General features: G+C 66.8%; 17 protein-coding genes. 16 read left to right on the top strand and 1 reads right to left on the bottom strand.

Annotated features, from left to right (window positions below; translation table 11 throughout):
* Positions 1-84: 84 nt before the first annotated feature.
* Genes rfbB through rfbC form a run of 4 tightly spaced genes read left to right on the top strand, consistent with a single transcriptional unit; the run spans position 85 to position 3,554 of the window.
* Positions 85-1,170 (top strand): dTDP-glucose 4,6-dehydratase, encoded by a 1,086-nt coding sequence (gene rfbB / locus BLR05_RS04545; RefSeq protein WP_092832637.1) that lies wholly within the window; start codon positions 85-87, stop codon positions 1,168-1,170.
* Positions 1,167-2,057, top strand: a complete 891-nt coding sequence (gene rfbD / locus BLR05_RS04550; RefSeq protein WP_092832638.1) for a dTDP-4-dehydrorhamnose reductase — start codon at positions 1,167-1,169, stop codon at positions 2,055-2,057. Before rfbB ends, rfbD begins: the two co-directional genes overlap by 4 nt.
* A 28-nt stretch (positions 2,058-2,085) precedes the next feature.
* On the top strand, positions 2,086-2,961 hold the full coding sequence (gene rfbA, locus BLR05_RS04555) for a glucose-1-phosphate thymidylyltransferase RfbA (protein WP_092832639.1): 876 nt from the start codon (positions 2,086-2,088) through the stop codon (positions 2,959-2,961).
* A gap of 47 nt (positions 2,962-3,008) precedes the next feature.
* Positions 3,009-3,554: a dTDP-4-dehydrorhamnose 3,5-epimerase gene (gene rfbC, locus BLR05_RS04560; RefSeq protein WP_092832640.1), complete on the top strand. Its 546-nt coding sequence runs from the start codon at positions 3,009-3,011 to the stop codon at positions 3,552-3,554.
* Positions 3,555-3,573: 19 nt separating this feature from the next.
* Here rfbC and BLR05_RS04565 read toward each other — a convergent pair whose 3' ends face one another.
* Positions 3,574-5,481: a hypothetical protein gene (locus BLR05_RS04565; RefSeq protein WP_244160043.1), complete on the bottom strand. Its 1,908-nt coding sequence runs from the start codon at positions 5,479-5,481 to the stop codon at positions 3,574-3,576.
* Positions 5,482-5,636: 155 nt separating this feature from the next.
* Here BLR05_RS04565 and gspE point away from each other — a divergent pair, with 155 nt between their 5' ends.
* The 12 genes from gspE (at position 5,637) to BLR05_RS04625 (ending at position 16,992) form a co-directional block, all read left to right on the top strand.
* Positions 5,637-7,373, top strand: coding sequence for a type II secretion system ATPase GspE (gene gspE, locus BLR05_RS04570; RefSeq protein WP_092832642.1), 1,737 nt, complete (start codon positions 5,637-5,639; stop codon positions 7,371-7,373).
* Entirely contained in the window at positions 7,366-8,646 is a 1,281-nt protein-coding gene (locus BLR05_RS04575; protein WP_092832643.1) for a type II secretion system F family protein, read from the top strand. Before gspE ends, BLR05_RS04575 begins: the two co-directional genes overlap by 8 nt.
* Before the next feature lie 28 nt (positions 8,647-8,674).
* A complete protein-coding gene (gene gspG / locus BLR05_RS04580; RefSeq protein WP_092832644.1) occupies positions 8,675-9,130 on the top strand; it encodes a type II secretion system major pseudopilin GspG in 456 nt (151 codons plus the stop codon).
* Positions 9,131-9,156: 26 nt separating this feature from the next.
* Positions 9,157-9,603, top strand: a complete 447-nt coding sequence (locus BLR05_RS04585; protein ID WP_092832645.1) for a GspH/FimT family pseudopilin — start codon at positions 9,157-9,159, stop codon at positions 9,601-9,603.
* Positions 9,600-10,007, top strand: a complete 408-nt coding sequence (locus BLR05_RS04590; RefSeq protein ID WP_092832646.1) for a prepilin-type N-terminal cleavage/methylation domain-containing protein — start codon at positions 9,600-9,602, stop codon at positions 10,005-10,007. Before BLR05_RS04585 ends, BLR05_RS04590 begins: the two co-directional genes overlap by 4 nt.
* Positions 10,007-10,684 carry a prepilin-type N-terminal cleavage/methylation domain-containing protein gene (locus BLR05_RS04595; RefSeq protein ID WP_092832647.1) on the top strand — a complete coding sequence of 226 codons (678 nt, stop codon included), beginning with the start codon at positions 10,007-10,009 and terminating at the stop codon, positions 10,682-10,684. The genes BLR05_RS04590 and BLR05_RS04595 overlap by 1 nt, the downstream gene beginning before the upstream one ends.
* Positions 10,685-10,725: 41 nt before the next feature.
* Entirely contained in the window at positions 10,726-11,541 is an 816-nt protein-coding gene (locus BLR05_RS04600; RefSeq protein ID WP_225978989.1) for a general secretion pathway protein GspK, read from the top strand.
* Between the two features lie 6 nt (positions 11,542-11,547).
* A complete protein-coding gene (locus BLR05_RS04605; protein ID WP_092832649.1) occupies positions 11,548-12,870 on the top strand; it encodes a PilN domain-containing protein in 1,323 nt (440 codons plus the stop codon).
* Complete coding sequence (gene gspM / locus BLR05_RS04610; protein ID WP_092832650.1) at positions 12,867-13,427, top strand: type II secretion system protein GspM; 561 nt, start codon at positions 12,867-12,869, stop codon at positions 13,425-13,427. Before BLR05_RS04605 ends, gspM begins: the two co-directional genes overlap by 4 nt.
* Entirely contained in the window at positions 13,424-14,032 is a 609-nt protein-coding gene (locus BLR05_RS04615; protein ID WP_092832651.1) for a hypothetical protein, read from the top strand. The genes gspM and BLR05_RS04615 overlap by 4 nt, the downstream gene beginning before the upstream one ends.
* Before the next feature lie 80 nt (positions 14,033-14,112).
* The gene (gene gspD, locus BLR05_RS04620; protein WP_353615658.1) at positions 14,113-16,548 is read left to right on the top strand and encodes a type II secretion system secretin GspD; all 2,436 of its coding nucleotides are present in this window, start codon (positions 14,113-14,115) and stop codon (positions 16,546-16,548) included.
* A gap of 24 nt (positions 16,549-16,572) precedes the next feature.
* The gene (locus BLR05_RS04625) at positions 16,573-16,992 is read left to right on the top strand and encodes a hypothetical protein (protein WP_092832653.1); all 420 of its coding nucleotides are present in this window, start codon (positions 16,573-16,575) and stop codon (positions 16,990-16,992) included.
* The last annotated feature ends 198 nt before the right edge of the window (positions 16,993-17,190 follow it).

The following is a 17,190-nucleotide window of genomic DNA, read 5'->3' on the forward strand; positions in this document are numbered from 1 at the left end:
CCCTTGTGCGCTTCGTTACGGCAGCTTGTAACGCGATGGGATAATCCGCGTTCGGCCGCAAGGCGTCTTTGCTCAAAACGATCCATGATTCTGGTCACCGGCGGCGCGGGTTTCATCGGCGCCAATTTCGTCCTCGACTGGCTCGCGTGCGGCGATGAGCCCGTCGTCAACCTCGACAAGCTCACCTACGCAGGCAATCTGCAGAACCTCGCCTCGCTGCAGGGCGATGCGCGCCATCTGTTCGTCCAGGGGGACATCGGCGACCGGGAGCTTCTCGCCCGGCTGCTTGCCGAGCACCGGCCGCGGGCCATCGTGAATTTCGCGGCAGAATCGCATGTGGACCGCTCCATCCATGGCCCGGAAGATTTCATCCAGACCAACGTGGTCGGCACCTTCCGCCTGCTCGAGGCCGTCCGCGCGTACTGGCAGTCCCTGCCCGGGGATGAGCGCGCCGCCTTCCGGTTCCTGCACGTCTCCACCGACGAGGTCTATGGCACCCTGGCGCCTCAGGACCCCGCCTTCGCCGAAACCCATTCCTACGAACCCAACAGCCCGTACTCCGCCAGCAAGGCAGCCAGCGACCACCTCGTCCGGGCCTGGCACCACACCTACGGCCTGCCGGTGCTGACCACCAACTGCAGCAACAACTACGGCCCCTTCCACTTCCCCGAGAAGCTGATCCCGTTGTTGATCGTCAACGCACTGGCCGGCAAGCCGCTGCCCGTGTATGGGGACGGCATGCAGATCCGCGACTGGCTCTATGTGCGTGACCACTGCAGCGCCATCCGCCGCGTGCTGCAGGCCGGCAAGCCCGGCGAGACCTACAACGTGGGCGGCTGGAACGAAAAGCCCAACATCGAGATCGTGAAGACCATCTGCGCCCTGCTCGACGAGCTGCGTCCGCGTGCCGATGGCGAGCGCTATGAAAGCCAGGTCGCCTACGTGAAGGACCGCCCGGGCCACGACCGCCGCTATGCCATCGACGCCCGCAAGATCGAGCGCGAACTCGGATGGAAGCCCGCCGAGACCTTCGAGACCGGCATCCGCAAGACCGTGGAGTGGTATCTCGCGCATGGCGAATGGGTGGATGCCGTGACCAGCGGCGCCTACCGCGAGTGGATCGACCGGCAGTACCGCAAGCCCGCCGTGCAGGACGCCGCCACCGCATGAACATCCTCCTCTTCGGCAAGGGCGGGCAGGTCGGCTGGGAACTGCAGCGCAGCCTTGCCGTCCTGGGCACGGTCACGGCCCTCGATTTCGACAGCACCTCGCACTGCGGGGATTTCTCCCGGCCTGATGACATCGCCGGCACCGTGCGCGCCCTGCGGCCCGACGTCATTGTCAATGCCGCGGCCCATACTGCGGTGGACAAGGCCGAGAGCGAGCCGGACCTGGCCCGCACCCTCAACACGCTCACGCCGGGCGTGCTGGCCGAAGAAGCCGCACGCCTGGGGGCATGGCTGGTGCACTACAGCACCGACTACGTGTTCGATGGCGGCGGATCCCGACCCTGGACGGAAGACGATACGCCGCGGCCGCTGTCGGTCTACGGCCGCACCAAGCTCGAAGGCGAGCAGCGGATCCAGGCGAGCGGCGCGCGGCACCTCATCCTGCGCACGAGCTGGGTCTATGGCGCCCGGGGCGGGAATTTCGCCAGGACCATGCTGCGGCTGGCGCAGGAGCGCGAGCGGCTGACCGTGATCGATGACCAATGGGGTGCTCCGACCGGAGCCGACCTGCTGGCCGACGCCACGGCCCATGCGATCCGCCACCTGCAGCAGCGGCCGGCCGACGCAGGCCTCTACCATCTGGTGGCCGCTGGGGAAACCCACTGGCATGCCTACGCCTGCTACGTGCTCGAGCAGGCGCAGCGCATCCAGCCTGCGCTGAAGCTCGTCGCGCGCGACGTGGCCGCCGTACCCACCAGCGCATTTCCCACGCCGGCCGTCCGGCCGCACAACTCGCGGCTCGACACGCGCAGGTTCCAGGCCACCTTCGGCCTGGCCCTGCCGCACTGGCAGGCGGGCATCGCCCGGATGCTCGCGGAAATCCTCTGAGAATCCCCAAAAACTTCCTGCATACACCATGACCGCACGCAAGGGCATCATCCTGGCCGGAGGGTCGGGCACCCGCCTGCACCCTGCCACGCTCGCCATCAGCAAGCAACTGCTGCCGGTGTACGACAAGCCGATGATCTACTACCCGCTGAGCGCCCTGATGCTGGCGGGCATCCGCGACATCCTCGTCATCAGCACGCCGCAGGACACCCCGCGATTCGAGCAGTTGCTGGGCGATGGCAGCCAGTGGGGCATCCGCCTGAACTATGCCGTGCAGCCCAGCCCCGACGGCCTGGCGCAGGCCTTCCTCATCGGGGAGAAATTCCTGGATGGCCAGCCCAGCGCGCTCGTGCTGGGCGACAACATCTTCCACGGCCACGATTTCGAGGACCTCCTGTGCAGTGCGATGGGGCGCGAGGAGGGGGCCAGCGTATTCGCCTACCACGTGCAGGACCCTGAACGCTACGGCGTGGCCGAGTTCGATGCCACCGGCAAGGTCCTGTCGATCGAGGAAAAGCCCAAGGCCCCGAAGTCCAGCTATGCCGTCACCGGGCTCTACTTCTACGACCGGCACGTGGTCGAGCGCGCCGCCAGCCTGAAGCCCTCCCCGCGCGGCGAGCTGGAAATCACCGACCTCAACCGCCTCTACCTCGAGCGCGAGGCCCTGCACGTCGAGATCATGGGCCGCGGATACGCCTGGCTCGATACTGGAACGCACGAAAGCCTGCTCGAAGCCGGGCAGTTCATCGCGACCCTGGAGCATCGCCAGGGGTTGAAGATCGCCTGCCCGGAAGAGATCGCCTGGCGGCATCGCCTCATCGACGACAGCCAGCTCGAACGCCTCGCCAGGCCGCTCGCCAAGAGCGGTTACGGCGCCTACCTGCTCAGGCTGCTGGGCGGCTGATTTCCTTGTCCTGCCTCCTGCTCGCGCCATCGATCCAACGCTTTTCCATGAACGTCCTTCCCACGCGCATTCCCGACGTCGTCGTCCTCGAACCCAGGGTGTTCGGCGACGCACGCGGTTTTTTCTTCGAGAGCTTCAACCAGCGCGCCTTCGACGAAGCCACCGGCAGCCGCCACGCCTTCGTGCAGGACAACCACAGCCGCAGCGCGCGTGGCGTCCTGCGCGGCCTGCACTACCAGATCCGCCAGCCCCAGGGAAAACTGGTGCGTGTCGTGCGGGGCGCAGTCTTCGACGTCGCCGTGGACCTGCGCAGGAGTTCGCCCACCTTCGGCCAATGGGTCGGCGAGGAACTGAGCGAAGAGAACCAGCGCCAGATGTGGGTGCCCCCGGGCTTCGCCCATGGATTCGTCGTGCTCAGCGAGAGCGCGGACTTCCTCTACAAGACCACCGACTACTACGCGCCCGAACACGAGCGCTGCATCGCCTGGAACGACCCCGAGCTGGGCATCGACTGGCGCTTTGCCGGGGAGCCCAGCCTGTCCGCCAAGGACGCGAAGGGCGCGCCCCTGCGCGAGGCGGAGGTCTTCCCCTGAAGCACCCCCGTCGGCCCGGTCACGGCCGGGCCGGTGCGAGGGCCCCGCGCACGGCCTCGTAGAGCCGGTCCGAGGCGAACTGCCGGTTGTCCGGGTCGAAGGAAAAGATGTTGTGCCCGCGCGGCACCAGTTCGCCGTTCCAGCGGGGCTCCAGGAAGAAGGACAGGAACTCCGCTCCGTGCGCCGCATGGGCCTGCAGGACGCGGTGCATCTGCGCCGCATTCATGGCCTTGAGCGGATGGAATTCCGTGACCCCGTAGTGGCTGGTGCCGCTGGTGGCGAGCCAGTCGAAGTAGGGCCGGCCATACGTCGGCTCTCCGTACAGGCTCACGCCCAGCCGGATGCCGGTCCGCGAAGGGTGCAGCGAGTCCTGGATCGCGAATTTGTTGGCATCCCAGCCGGGATTGGTGAACGGGATGATCTGGTGGGTATAGCGCGGCACGTCGGACAGGCAGGACTGCTTCACGATTCCGTCGAAGTAGCGCAGGTAGTCCACGACCTGGCGGGCGCGGAATGCATGCCATAGCGGTACCAGCGGGTTGTAGTAGTACGACGAGGCCTGCGCGGGGAAGTCGATGTGCGCCTGGACCCTGGCATCCCGTGGCGGGGCCGCGGCCGGCAGGGCGTGCTGGGGCATCGGCTTCGGCGTGGACTGCGAGCGGTCCATGATCGCGATGTCGCGCGTTCCCAGGTGGGTCAGCTGGCCGGGGCGGGTTTCCAGAAAGATGTCCAGCCGGTGCATGCCGGGCGGGAGTCGCCGGAAATCCAGGTCCAGGCGCCAGCCGGTGTTCGCATCGCCGAATTCCGGCTTGGCCGCGAGCACGTCCTGCCGTCCCCAGTGCACGGTGGTCTGTCCCACCAGTTCCCCATTGCGGTACACATGCACGCGGGCGGGGCGCTCCGGCGTACTGCCCGGTACGTAGGCCCAGCCGGCCACGGGCAGCGTGCCCTGGGCGAATCCGTCGATGTGCTCCGTGAAGCGGCGCAGGGGTTCCGACCGGATGTCGCGCGACGGGGGCTCCACCTCGTCGAACGAGGCGTAATTGGCGCCGACCACCCGGTTGAGTTGCGCGATCTCCCTGAACTCGGTGCGCAGGTAGCGGCGGAAGCCCTCGATGGACACCGCGCTGTAGTCGGTGACCCGGTAACTGCCGTCGAATCCCATGCCGGCCTGAAAATTCGGAAACAAATGGTGCAGTTCACCCAGCAGCGTGATGCCTCGGATCTTCGCGCGGTCAGCCGCCGGCAGGCGGCACGCTGCGTCCACCACCGCCCGGACCGCCTCGGCCCTGCGTTCGGTCAGCGCATTGCGCGTGGTGGCGAAGGACCAGTTGAAGACTTTCGAATCGTAGTAATCGTCCATGCCCAGCGGACCGTCGCGCGTCCATCCCATGTTCGACGGATCGGCCGCCAGGACCGGCTCGATGGGGGCTTCGGAAGAGAAGTGCGTCGAGAACAGATACAGAATGGCCGGGCGAGGGGTGTCACCCAGGGTCCGCACCAGGCGGTCCACGATCGCCTGGTCGATCTGCCAGCCGCCCCCTGGAGCCGGCTGGAACAGCTTCAGCAAGGGCACCGGCAGCGTGTAGCCCAGGTCTATGGAAGCGGCCGTTTGCGGCGCGGGCTGCAATGCCCGCAATGTGGATTCCACAAGGGCCGCCGCCGAGCCCTGGGCGCTGTGACACTGGTCCTGCATGTCGGCGAACCGGCCGGGAAGAGGGGGCGAACCCCAGATGCACGGTTCCAGTACCCCGATCATCGGTGCCAGCAGCATGCGCGCTGCGTGCGGCGAGCGGGCCTCCGGCTGCATGCGGTGCAGCAGGTGGACGCCCGCGGCACCGGCCAGAACCACCGCGGCGGCGGATGCGGCCATGGCGGTGCGCGGCAGGATCGATCGGGAATGGCGGGGCTGGTGCTGGGGCTGCATGCGATCGGTGGTTGGGTGCGCGGCCTGCGACTGTAAGCCACCGCGGCAGGAGCCGCGCGGTACGCTGACCCGGCCGGCTACACTTGAGGGCTTCGATTCCGGTTGCCCCGCCTTGCCGGCATCGGCCCCGCATCCAGGGCATTTTCCTCACGTTCATGACCACCACCATCCTTCCCGACCGTACAGAGCCGAGCGTCGATGCCGTCGCCGTGCAGCGCCCCCTGCTGGGCGAGTTGCTGGTGCAGTCGGGCAAGCTGAGTGCACGGGACCTGGAACGCGCCCTTTCGGCGCAGCAGGAAATGGGCGGGCTGCTGGGCCGCGTGCTCGTGCGGCTGGGGCTGGTGTCCGAAATCGACGTGATCCAGGCGCTTTCGCGCCAGCTGGACATTCCGCTCATCGCCGCCACGGACTTCCCGGCCATGATGCCGGAGGTGGAAGGCCTGCTGCCGGAGTTCCTGCAAGCCAACAGCGTGTATCCGCTTTCGGCCGAGGACGGCAGCCTGCACGTGGCCATGGCCGTGCCGCAGGATGCGTTCGTCGTGAAGGCCCTGCACCTGGCGACCGGCCTGGTCGTGGTGCCGCGCCTGGCGCTCGAGAGCGATATCGAGAAGGCGCTGGCCGAACCGGTGGAGCAGGCGGGCGAAGAGGAGGGCGACGACGGGTTCGGCGACGGTGCCGATGGCGGTGATTTCGTCGAGCACCTCAAGGATCTCGCCAGCGAAGCTCCCGTCATCCGCCTGGTCAATGCCATCATCGGCCGCGTCATCGACCTGCGTGCCTCGGACATCCACCTGGAGCCCTTCGACGACGGCCTGCACGTGCGCTACCGGGTGGATGGCGTCATCCAACTGGGCGAACTGGTGCCGCCGCGCCTGAGCGCTGCCGTCAGCTCGCGCGTCAAGCTGCTGGCCCATCTCGACATCGCGGAGCGGCGCCTTCCCCAGGACGGGCGCATCAAGACGCGCGTCAAGGGGCGCGAGCTGGACCTGCGCGTTTCCACCGTACCGACCGTGCACGGGGAGAGCGTGGTCATGCGGGTGCTGGACCGTGCGAGCGTCCGCCTGCAGCTGGAGACCATGGGCTTCGAGAAGGACACTCTCGAGCGCTTCAACATGCTGCTGGCCAAGCCGCACGGCATCCTGCTGGTGACCGGCCCTACGGGTTCCGGCAAGACCACCACGCTGTATGCGGCACTGTCCAAGATCGATGCGGAATCCAACAAGATCATCACCGTGGAAGACCCGGTGGAGTACCAGCTGGAAGGTATCAACCAGATCCAGGTCCATCCGCAGATCAACCTGACCTTCGCCAATGCCCTGCGCTCCATCCTGCGCCAGGATCCGGACATCATCATGATCGGTGAAATGCGGGACGGCGAGACCGCGCAGATCGCCGTGCAGTCCGCCCTGACGGGCCACCTGGTGCTGTCCACGCTGCACACGAACACGGCCGCGGGCGCAGTGATCCGGATGAAGGACATGGGCGTGGAGGGGTACCTGATCACATCCTCCGTCAACGGCGTGCTGGCCCAGCGGCTCGTGCGCTCGCTCTGCGGGCACTGCAAGGAACCCTACGAGCCCGGCGACGAGGTGCGGCGCAGCACCGGGCTGGAGCGATTCAGCAGCTTCGGCCAGGCGATCTACCGTGCCGTGGGCTGCGAGCACTGCCGCGGCTCCGGCTACCGGGGGCGCACGGGCATCCATGAACTGTTCGTCCTGGATGAGCCGATGCGCCGCGCGATCATCGATGGCAAGGACGCCAATGCCCTCAATACGCTCGCGGCGCAGGGCGGCATGCTCAACCTCTACGAGGACGGCCTGCGCAAGGTCGCGGCCGGCGTAACCTCGCTGGACGAGCTCGGCCGCGTGACGCAGGACCAGGGCGATGCCTGATTACGCCTGGCGCGCCGTCGCCGCATCCGGCAAGGTCGTCGAAGGCCGGCAGACCGCGCCGAGCGAGGCGCAGGTCCTCAAGCAGCTGCGCGACCAGGGCCTCACGCCCCTGGGCATCAGCGATGCCGCGGGAGCGCCTCCTGTCGCTGCGGTCTCCGTGCACGGCGCGGGCAAAAGCGCCACAGCAGCCGCTGCCGCCGGTGTGGTCCCCGCGCCCCGCGGGCGCGGCAGCAAGGGCCCGGTCAAGCAGGCGGACGTGCTCGCGCTCACGTCGGAGCTCTCCATCATGCTGCGTGCCGGCCTGGCGCTCGACAACGCCCTGCGGGTGCTCATCGACATGAGCCACAAGCCCGCCATGGCCACGCTGCTGCAGGGCGTGCTAGACGCAGTCAAGGGCGGCACGCCGCTCAGCCGTGCACTCGCGCAGCACCGGGACCTTTTCGGCGACTTCTACATCAACATGATCCGCTCCGGCGAGGCCAGCGGCCAGATGTCCGCCGTGCTCGAGCGGCTCGTCGCCCACATGGAGCGCCAGCGTGCCCTGCGCGACAGCGTCATCTCGGCCACCATCTATCCGGCCATCCTGCTGGGCGTGGCCGTGCTGTCGCTGGTCGCCATGCTGGGTTTCGTCGTGCCGCAGTTCGAGAAGCTCTTCACCGACATGGGCGACGCGCTCCCCCTGCCGACCCAGCTGGTGATGGCCCTGGGCCATGCGTTCACGCGCTATGGCCTCCTGATCGGTATCGCGGCGCTGGGCCTCGGGCTGCTCTTGCGCCGCTGGGCCACGTCCCCGGCCGGCCGGATGTGGTGGCAGTCGCGCCTGCTGAAGATGCCCCTCATGGGGCCGCTGGCCCTCAAGTACCAGCTGACGCTGTTCTCCCGCTCCCTGGGCACGCTGCTCGGCAACGGGGTGCCGATGCTCACGGCCCTGCACATCGCCACCGAGACGGTGAACAACGCCGTGCTCCAGCAGGCGCTCTCCAAGGTGGCGCCCATCGTGAAGGAGGGCGGCAAGGTGGTGCAGGCCATCACCGCCACCGGCATCTTCGAGCCGATCGCGGTCAACCTGATCCGGGTGGGCGAGGAAACCGGGCGCATCGGCCAGATGATGCTCGAGCTGTCCAACATATTGAACCGCGAGGTCGAAACCGGCATCAAACGCCTTCTCACCCTGGTCGAGCCCGTGCTCATCCTGGTGCTGGGCGTGCTGATCGCCGCCATCATCGTGTCCATCCTTCTCGGGATCCTGTCCATCAATGACCTCGCCGTATAATTTTCGTTTGTCCAAGGAGTCCTCTTCCATGGCGCACATCCTTGCCCGCCGCTCCTGTGGCACGCCCATGCAACGCAAATCCTCCCGCGGCTTCACGCTGATCGAACTGCTGGTCGTGCTGGCCATCCTGACACTGCTGGCCGGCCTGGTCGGTCCGCGCGTGCTGGGCCAGCTCGGCGGCGCCAAGGCCAAGACGGCCGGCGTGCAGATCGCCGACCTGGACAAGTCGCTGGAACTCTTCAAGCTCGACGTCGGCCGCTATCCCACCACGGAAGAAGGCCTGAACGCCCTCGTCACCCGACCCGGCTCCGTGAACGGGTGGGCCGGCCCCTACCTCAAGGGCAGCGTCCCCACGGACCCGTGGGGCCACCCGTACCGCTACGCCAATCCCGGTCCCAACGGCGGCATCGAGATCCTCTCGCTGGGCTCGGACGGCGCACCGGGCGGAGAAGGCGAAGCGGCCGACATCCGCAACAAGCCCTGACGTTTTCGTTTCCCTGCCGTTTGGCCATGCGGCGCGAGCGCGGCTTCACGCTGGTTGAGTTGCTGGTCGTCTTCGCCATCATGGCGCTCGTGGTGGGCCTCGCGCCGCTCGCCTTCGAGCGCCTGCGCGAAGCCTCGTCCTATCGCGACGCGGTCCGCACCATGTCCAGCCAGATGCGTTCGGCCCGCTTCCAGGCCATGGCCGAAGGCCGCGAGGTGCGCTTTTCGGTCGATCTCCGCAACCGTCTCTACGGGGTGGGCGCTGCCATGAAGCCCTTGCCCGAGCCGCTGCAGCTGCGGGCCATCGTGGCCAACTCCGAACTGGATCCGCAGAGCCGTGCATCCATCCGCTTTTTGCCCAGCGGAGGTGCCACGGGCGGCAGCATCGAAATCCTCAGGGCCCCCGGCGTGGGCACGCGCCTGCGGGTGGACTGGCTTTCCGGCCGGGTGACGCAGGAGGCGCTGACCCGATGATCGGGCGCAGGCATCGCGGCCAGCAGGGGCTCACCCTGCTGGAGTTGCTGGTGGCGTTCGCCATCATGGCGCTCGCCATGGGCATGCTCTATCGCGCCATGGGTGGCTCTGCCCGCAGCGTCGCGGACGTGGACCGCTATCAGCGAGCCGTGGTGCTGGCGCAGTCGCTGCTGGCTTTGCGCGATGCGGTGCCGGAGCAGGGCTGGAACCAGTCCGGCGAATCGGCCGGGTACCAATGGCGCATCGCCAGCGCACCCTATCCCACCGATGTCAAGGGGTCGAACATCCCTCCTCTGCACGAGGTGAGTATCGTCATCTCCTGGTCGGACGGGACCCGGGCCCGCAGCTTCGAACTCAGCACCCTGCGGCCGCAACGCAGGCTGCCGGAACCGGGACGCGGCTGATGGGCAGGATCTGCAGAAGCCACGAGCGGGGACGGGCGCGGGGGTTCACCCTCGTGGAACTGCTCGTCGTGATCTCCCTGCTGTCCCTGGTCATGCTCGCCATGGCCTCCGCCCTGCGCACCACGGCGCAGACGGAAGAGCGCGTGGATGCCCGCCTGCGCAAGGTGGACGACCTGCGGACCACCGATGGTTTCCTGCGCGCGGTGCTGGGCCGGGTATCCATGCGCAAGCGGCTGGGCGTCATTCCCGTCAACGAAAGCCCGTACTATTTCCTGGGAGGGCCGCAGGAAATGGTGTGGGTGGGCATCATGCCCGCCCGCTATGGCGTGGGTGGGCGGTTCTTCCTGCGGCTGGGGCTGGAGGAGGGGCCGGTCGGCCAGTCGCTGGTGCTGCGGTATCTGCCCTTTTCGAATGCAGTCGCCGTGCCGGACTGGAGCCAGGCCGAAAGCTATGTGCTGGTGCCGGCCGTCACCGGGTTGGAGTTGCGCTACGAAGATCCCTCGCAGGAACCGCCGCAATGGGGCGCCCCCTGGACGATCACCGACCGGCTTCCCCAGCGCGTATCGATACAGATCCGCAGCGCCACGGATGCCTGGCCGGAGATCGTGGTGGCCATGCGGGCACTGCCGAGCAGCGATTCCTCCATCGGCGGTGCAGTATTCGGAGGCAGCCAGTGATGCGTTTCCTTCGCCACCGCTCTCCTCGTTCCTCCGGCGGCATGGCCCTGATCGCGGTGCTCTGGATCGTCGCATCGCTCAGCATCATTGTTACCGGAGTTACGCGCACCATCCGCGAAGAGGCCCGCATGATGACGCTGGCTCGGCAGAGCGTCCAGGCGCAGGCCCTGGGCGATGCAGCCATTCAGCTGGCCCTCCAGGCCATCGTCGCCAGCAACGCGCCCATCACCCGCATGCTGCAGTCGGAAGTCCGTTACGCCGGCGTTGCCATGCAGGTGCGGGCGATGCCGCTCAACGGCCTTATCGACATCAACAGCGCCCCCGTGCCGCTCCTTGCCAGAGCCTATGCGGTGGCGGGCGGAGTGCCTGCCGGGCAGGCGGACGCCCTGGCGCAGGCCACGGTGCAGTTCCGCGAACAGCGCGGGCCTTCCGGGTTGCAGGAGCGTTTCGAGGCAGAAGAGGATCTGCTCCGGGTGCCAGGAGTCGACTATGACCTCTATGCTAGACTTTTTCCCCTCGTCACTGCTGACCTGCGGGGCCGGGGGCTGGTGAATCCCCTGGCTGCTTCCGTCGAAGTCCTGACGGTACTGGCCGGCGGAAACGCAGCCGCAGCCAGGGCCATCGCCGACAAGCGCGACGCAGGTGAACCCGGGGTGGACACGAGCGCGCTCGACAGCGCCTTCCTCGACAGCTCCTCCGTACGGCGGATCCGCATGGAGGCCCGGGTTCCCATGGCGGATGGCACCTGGCTGCGCGTGTCGCGCAGCGTCGATCTGACCGCACGCGCCCGTGACGGAGCACCGTGGTATTCCTTCCGTACCGGTTCCAGCGTGGAGCCGGTGGCCCGCAATCCCTGAAAAGCGATGTCCTCTTTCTCTTCTGAAGCCCGTTTTCTGGGAGTCGATCTGCGCGTGCTGTGGCGCGACATCCGCCAGCCCTGGTCGCACATGCATGACTGGCCCGTTTTCGCCTGGCTCACGCCTGCGGCGCCGGTACGCGTCATCCATCCCGACGGCCGGCAGTCCGTCTGGATGGGGCAGGACCGCCAGGGTGAACGCTCGGGCATCGCCAAGCCGCCCTTCACCGCCGTGGAACTGCCCGAGGACCTGGTGCTGCGCCGCTCGCTGGCCTTGCCGCCCATGACGGCCGTCGACGTTGCCCATGCATCTTCGCTGGAAGCGCGCTCCATCAGTCCGTTCCCTGCCGGTGATCTGGCCTGGGGCCATCGCGCCCACTGGCTCCCCGGAGGCAACGCGCGCGTGGACCTGGTGCTCGTATCGCGCCGGCAGATCGCGCAGTACCTGGCAAGCCGGGCGGGTGCCCTGGCCGGCGCCGATCCGGAAATCTGGGTGCGAGCAGGAGACGGCGAGCCCATCGTTCTGGAGGGCTACGGCGAAGGATTGCGCAAGGCCCATGCCATGCGGTGGCGACGCACGGGTCTCGCGATGCTGGGCACGATCGGACTGCTGCTGCTGGCCATCGCCGTCACGCCCAGCCTGCAACTGAGGGAGCGCGCGCTGGAAGCCGCGCAATCGTATGGGGAAGTCACGCAGCGCGTGGCTCCGGTCGTCCAGCAGCGTGAAGCGCTCATGCAGTCGGCCGAGAAGCTGAACCAGTTGTCCGAACTGGTCTCCAGCCGCATCGAACCCTTGAAAGTTCTCGACCGGCTGACCCAGTTGCTGCCGGACGATACTGCTCTCCAAAGCTTCCGGCTGCAGGGGGGCAAAGTCACGATCGTCGGCATGACTGCCAATGCTTCGGCCTTGATGCAGATTCTGGGCAATGAGGCAGGTTTCAAGGAAGTTCGGGCGCCATCCGCGGCGACCCGGATGGGCAACTCCGGCAAGGAGTCTTTCGCGATTGAATTCATGCTCGATCCGCAGGTGTTCGGCGCATCTGCCAGCGCGCCTGCCGGAGCCGCGGCGTCTTCCGCCGCGACCCCCCTGCCTGCAGCAGTGTCTGCGTCTGCCCCCGGTTCTGCCGCTTCCATGCCTGTGCCTGCCACCCCTGCGGCCAGCGCACCCGGCGTCGCGGCTCCAGCGGCAGTCCCGCCACCGGTAACGTCGGCGCCCCAGGCCACTTTTGGCGGCGTGGCGACCTTCGGCGGCACCGCTCCCCGGCCGGCAGCGGCGCCTGCCCGGAGCGCTTCCTCTCCTTCCGCTGCGGCAACGCGCGACAAACCATGAAACGCATGCCCTCCCGAGAGCGGTTGATACTGACCGCCACCCTGCTGCTTGCCCTGGTGCCCCTGGTGCTGATCGGCTTGTATGTCGCCCAGCGCCACATGGAGGCGCAGGAGCGGCTGGATGCGCTGGAGCCCCGCCATGCGCGCCTGTTGGGCCTGGAAGCCCAGAAGTCGGAAATTGCCGCGGCCCTGCAGAACGCGGGGGAAGCGCGTGCGCAATACATTTATCCCGCCGGCCAGGACGCGAGCCTGACCGGCAATGCTGCCCAGCAGAAGGTGCGGGACATCTTCGGCGCGGCAGGGCTTCAGGTGAGCAGCAGCCAGGTCCTGCCCCCGAAGGAAGACAAGGGGTTCGATCGAATTCCCCTGAACGTGCGGGCCGAAGGAGACATGCTTGCGGTTCAGAGTGCCCTGGCGGTGCTCAACAGCCAGTTGCCGCTGGTCCTCATCGACGATCTCGAAATCCAGGTGAACGCGGGGTTCGGCAACGTCGATCCGAAGAACGCGCCGCGGTTGTCCGTTGCGTTCGGCCTGAGCGTACTGAGGGAGCGGTCATGAAGCGCTACTCCCTGCACCTGCTGCTCTTCGTGAACGCCATATTGGCGCTGGTGCTCCTGTGGATGTGGATTTCTCCGGATGGAACGTTGCGCAATGTCCGCTGGCAGCCCCCGGAACCGCGCAAATCGGACGTCAGTGGCCTGCTGCCCGTGCTGCCCGCAGTCGGCACGGCCGATACCCGTGCCTTCATTGCCATGCTGGAAAGGCCGCTCTTTTCGTCCACCCGCCGTCCCCCGCCGCCACCGCCTCCTACGTCGGCCAGCGAACCTCCCCCGGACAATCTCTCTTCGGCACGCCTGTCGGGCGTCTATTCGGGAGGCGGGGAGGGCGGCGTCATCATCCTGGTGGCGGGCAAGCAGCGGCGCCTGCGGATGAACGACAACATCGACGGCTGGGTACTGAAATCCATCCAGGATCGTGTGGTTTCCTTCAGCCGTGGTGGCGAGACGCGCACGCTGCTGTTGCCCAGGGCTGCGGTGACGGTGTATTCCGGTGCGCCGCTCCCTTCCCCAGCTTCCAACGTCGGCCAACCGGCGATACCGCCCTCCGCGGGTGCAGGCAGCCCGCCCCGCCGCGCCGTCTTCGGCGGAATGCGGACTCCTTGAATTCCAGCGCAGGTGCGCTTTCCCATCTTCTGGGTACGTAAGTCATGATTTCCTATCGATACGCTCTGACCTCCATCGCCATGGCCGTATGCCAGCTGGCTGCTGCACAGACCTCGGTGCCCGGTGGCGCGCCTGCCACCAATGTCGTGACCGAGCCGGCTGGCGTGCCCGCAACCGTCGGGTCCGGTGCTGCTGCCGATGGTGCGGCCGCCGGCAAGCCTGGCGGTGACTCTGCTGCAAGCGAGGATCAGGGCAGCCAGCCCCGCATCATGAGGGGTACCGACAAGGTGCTTGCCGACCCCAAGCCTGTGCCCGCCTTGACCGGTGCGCCCATGACCTTCAGCTTCGAGGAGGCCCCGGTGGCGGAGGTGGTCCGCACGATGCTGGGCGATATCGCGAAGGCGAACTACGTGCTGCATCCGCCTCTGAACGGCACGGTCACATTGTCCACACGCAACCCCATCCCTCCGGATCAGGCCATGTTCCTGCTGGAAAGCGCGTTGCAGGCCAACGGCCTGGCGATGATCCGGGACGCCCGCGGAACCTACCATGTCGGCCGGCCGGACGCCCTGCGCGCCATCGGCGGGACGCTGCGCCAGTTCCGCAGCGGCGAGCCTCTGCCGCCCGGCAACGGGGCCGTCATCATCCCGCTGCAGTACATCGGCGCGGCCGAGATGGCTGCCATCCTGCGGCCCATGGTGACGCCTGACGCGATCATCCGGGTGGACAACCTGCGCAACCTGCTGGTGATGTCCGGGACGCGGACCCAGGCGGAGGCCTGGATGGACCTCGTGAACACCTTCGACGTGGACCTGCTCAAGGGCATGTCCGTCGGTGTCTTTCCGCTCAAGTACGCCTCCGTGAAGGAGGTCGAAGCCGCGCTGCGCGTGGTGAGTGGCGGCGGCAGCGCGCCCGGTGCCGTTCCCGGCACGCCCACGGGTGCTGCCGCGGCGGCGACCGCAGCGGCTGGTGCGAACCAGGCCAATGCCGCTCCCGTGACGCTCGGCGAGGGCAATCCGCTGTTCGGCGCCCTGCGCATCATGCCGATCGAGCGCATCAACAGCATCCTCGTGGTGACGCCCCGCGCTGCCTACCTGGACGAAGCGCGCCGCTGGATCGAGAAGCTCGACCAGCCCAGCGACAACGGAGCGGAGCCGCAGCTGTTCATCTACCACGTGCAGAACGGCAATGCGAAGCACCTGGCGAGCGTGCTGAGCGGCATCTTCGGCGGGCAGACCGGAGGCAGCGTCGCGAACAGCGGGGTGGCACCCGGCCTCGGAGGCGCGTCGTCCAATTCTTACGGCTCATCGGGCTTCGGCAACTCGTCCTTCAACAGTGGCTTCGGCTCGTCAGGGGCCGGCAACTCGTCCTTTGGCAGCGGTTTCGGCGGCAGTGGCGGCTTCGGCGGCAGTGGAGGTTTCGGCGGCGGTTTCAGCAGCGGCAGCGGTTTCGGATCGTTCCAGGGAAACCGCGGCAACCAGAACCAGGCAGGCGCTCAGCAGGGAGGGGTCAGTGCCAACCTCGGCGGAGTCCGGCTGATGGCCGACGAACTGAACAATTCGGTGCTGGTCTGGGGAACGAAATCCAATTACATGAAGATTGAGGCCACCCTGAAGCGGCTCGACCTGCCCCCGACGCAGGTGCTGATCGAGGCGTCGATCGTGGAGGTCACCCTGGACGACACGCTCCAATATGGCCTGCAATGGGCTTTCAGCAACAGTGGACCCTCGAACCTCAACGGGGCGGGCCAGTTGCTGACCAACGCTCCTAGCAGTACTTCGTCCATAGGTGCTTCCATACCCACGCCGACCACCTCCGGCTTCTCGTACGCGCTGTCCAATTCGCTGGGCAATGTCCGGGTGGTGCTCAATGCCCTGGCTACCAAACGGCTGCTGAAAGTGATCTCCAGTCCGTCGTTGATGGTGCTGGACAACCATACGGCCATGATGAGCGTAGGCAACCAGCAGCCCGTGAGAACGGGCTCCATCACCGTCGTCAATGGTTCGAATGCCGTGTCCGACACGATCCAGTATCGCGACACCGGGGTGAGCCTGGCGGTGACCCCTTCGGTGAATGCCGGCAACCTGGTCACCATGCAGATCGACCAGGCCGTGACGGATGTCGTGGCGGACAATTCGGGGAGCGTCTCTCTGCAGCCCGTGTTCCAGCAGCGCCAGATCACCAGCAAGGTGGCGGTGCGCTCGGGTGAAGCCATCGTCCTGGGCGGCCTCATCCGTGATACCAGCAACGCATCCAAATCCGGTGTTCCGCTGCTCCAGGACATTCCCCTGGTCGGCAGCCTCTTCAGCAACAACGGCAAGACGGGCAATCGTACGGAACTGCTGGTGGTGATCACGCCCAAAGTGGTGCGGACCGATATCGACATCCGCGAGGTCAGCGATGAACTGCGCGACCGCCTGAAGGGGTTGCAGATCATCGAGTTGAAGGAGAACGGACGCACCCCAGCTGCGCCGTCGGGTACGTCTACAACGATCCAGCCATTGCCTCCGCAGTGACGGATTCACTTATCATTTTTCCCCATGAACTTCAAATCTTTCATTCTCAAGTCGGGTTCGGCATGCATGGTCGCGGGTGCGATGGTATTGGCGGGGTGCGCTGCACTGGCACCGGCCACCCCCGAGCAGGCGGTGAAGGAGCGGGCTGACGCGTATTGGAAGGCCCGTATGGCAGGGCAGTACGAGAAAACCTATGCGCTGACGCCTCCTTCTTACAGGAAGGTCTTCACCAAGGAACAATTCGCGCGCCAGTTCGGCAATGCCGCCTCGGTCACCGAGGTCGAGGTCACGAATGTGGAGTGCCAGCCGGAGAAGTGTGTCGCGAAGATCAAGCTCACCGCCAAGCCAATGATCATCGGCGTCAAGCTCAACAGCATCGATACCTATCTTGACGAAACCTGGGTGCAGGAGGACGGGCAATGGTGGAGGTTCCAGGATCTTTGATGCGTCAGAAAGCTCGTGGAGGCAACCCGCCAAGATGATTGCCTGTTGAGCCAGCCCCCAGGCAGCAACGCCCGGTCGCGCGCCGCCGATGCGGGCCGTTGCAACCAGGTGGCATCCGTCCAAGGACAGGGTTGCCCCGACCGATCTGGTCGCACCAAGCGAAATGTGTGTGAATTTGGGTTTTTTTGCTTGGGAATG

The sequence above is a fragment of the Paracidovorax cattleyae genome (genome assembly GCF_900104515.1).
GTDB classification, from domain to species: domain Bacteria; phylum Pseudomonadota; class Gammaproteobacteria; order Burkholderiales; family Burkholderiaceae_C; genus Paracidovorax; species Paracidovorax cattleyae.

Excerpts from the sequence above, each read along its gene's own strand:
- gspM (WP_092832650.1), top strand. The coding sequence starts at position 12,867 with ATGAAACGCATGCCCTCCCGAGAGCGGTTGATACTGACCGCCACCCTG.
- gspD (WP_353615658.1), top strand. The coding sequence starts at position 14,113 with ATGGCCGTATGCCAGCTGGCTGCTGCACAGACCTCGGTGCCCGGTGGC.
- BLR05_RS04585 (WP_092832645.1), top strand. The coding sequence starts at position 9,157 with ATGCGGCGCGAGCGCGGCTTCACGCTGGTTGAGTTGCTGGTCGTCTTC.
- rfbC (WP_092832640.1), top strand. The coding sequence starts at position 3,009 with ATGAACGTCCTTCCCACGCGCATTCCCGACGTCGTCGTCCTCGAACCC.
- BLR05_RS04615 (WP_092832651.1), top strand. The coding sequence starts at position 13,424 with ATGAAGCGCTACTCCCTGCACCTGCTGCTCTTCGTGAACGCCATATTG.
- BLR05_RS04600 (WP_225978989.1), top strand. The coding sequence starts at position 10,726 with ATGGCCCTGATCGCGGTGCTCTGGATCGTCGCATCGCTCAGCATCATT.
- rfbA (WP_092832639.1), top strand. The coding sequence starts at position 2,086 with ATGACCGCACGCAAGGGCATCATCCTGGCCGGAGGGTCGGGCACCCGC.
- rfbD (WP_092832638.1), top strand. The coding sequence starts at position 1,167 with ATGAACATCCTCCTCTTCGGCAAGGGCGGGCAGGTCGGCTGGGAACTG.
- BLR05_RS04625 (WP_092832653.1), top strand. The coding sequence starts at position 16,573 with ATGAACTTCAAATCTTTCATTCTCAAGTCGGGTTCGGCATGCATGGTC.
- gspG (WP_092832644.1), top strand. The coding sequence starts at position 8,675 with ATGGCGCACATCCTTGCCCGCCGCTCCTGTGGCACGCCCATGCAACGC.
- BLR05_RS04590 (WP_092832646.1), top strand. The coding sequence starts at position 9,600 with ATGATCGGGCGCAGGCATCGCGGCCAGCAGGGGCTCACCCTGCTGGAG.
- BLR05_RS04605 (WP_092832649.1), top strand. The coding sequence starts at position 11,548 with ATGTCCTCTTTCTCTTCTGAAGCCCGTTTTCTGGGAGTCGATCTGCGC.
- BLR05_RS04575 (WP_092832643.1), top strand. The coding sequence starts at position 7,366 with ATGCCTGATTACGCCTGGCGCGCCGTCGCCGCATCCGGCAAGGTCGTC.
- BLR05_RS04595 (WP_092832647.1), top strand. The coding sequence starts at position 10,007 with ATGGGCAGGATCTGCAGAAGCCACGAGCGGGGACGGGCGCGGGGGTTC.
- BLR05_RS04565 (WP_244160043.1), bottom strand. The coding sequence starts at position 5,481 with ATGCAGCCCCAGCACCAGCCCCGCCATTCCCGATCGATCCTGCCGCGC.
- gspE (WP_092832642.1), top strand. The coding sequence starts at position 5,637 with ATGACCACCACCATCCTTCCCGACCGTACAGAGCCGAGCGTCGATGCC.
- rfbB (WP_092832637.1), top strand. The coding sequence starts at position 85 with ATGATTCTGGTCACCGGCGGCGCGGGTTTCATCGGCGCCAATTTCGTC.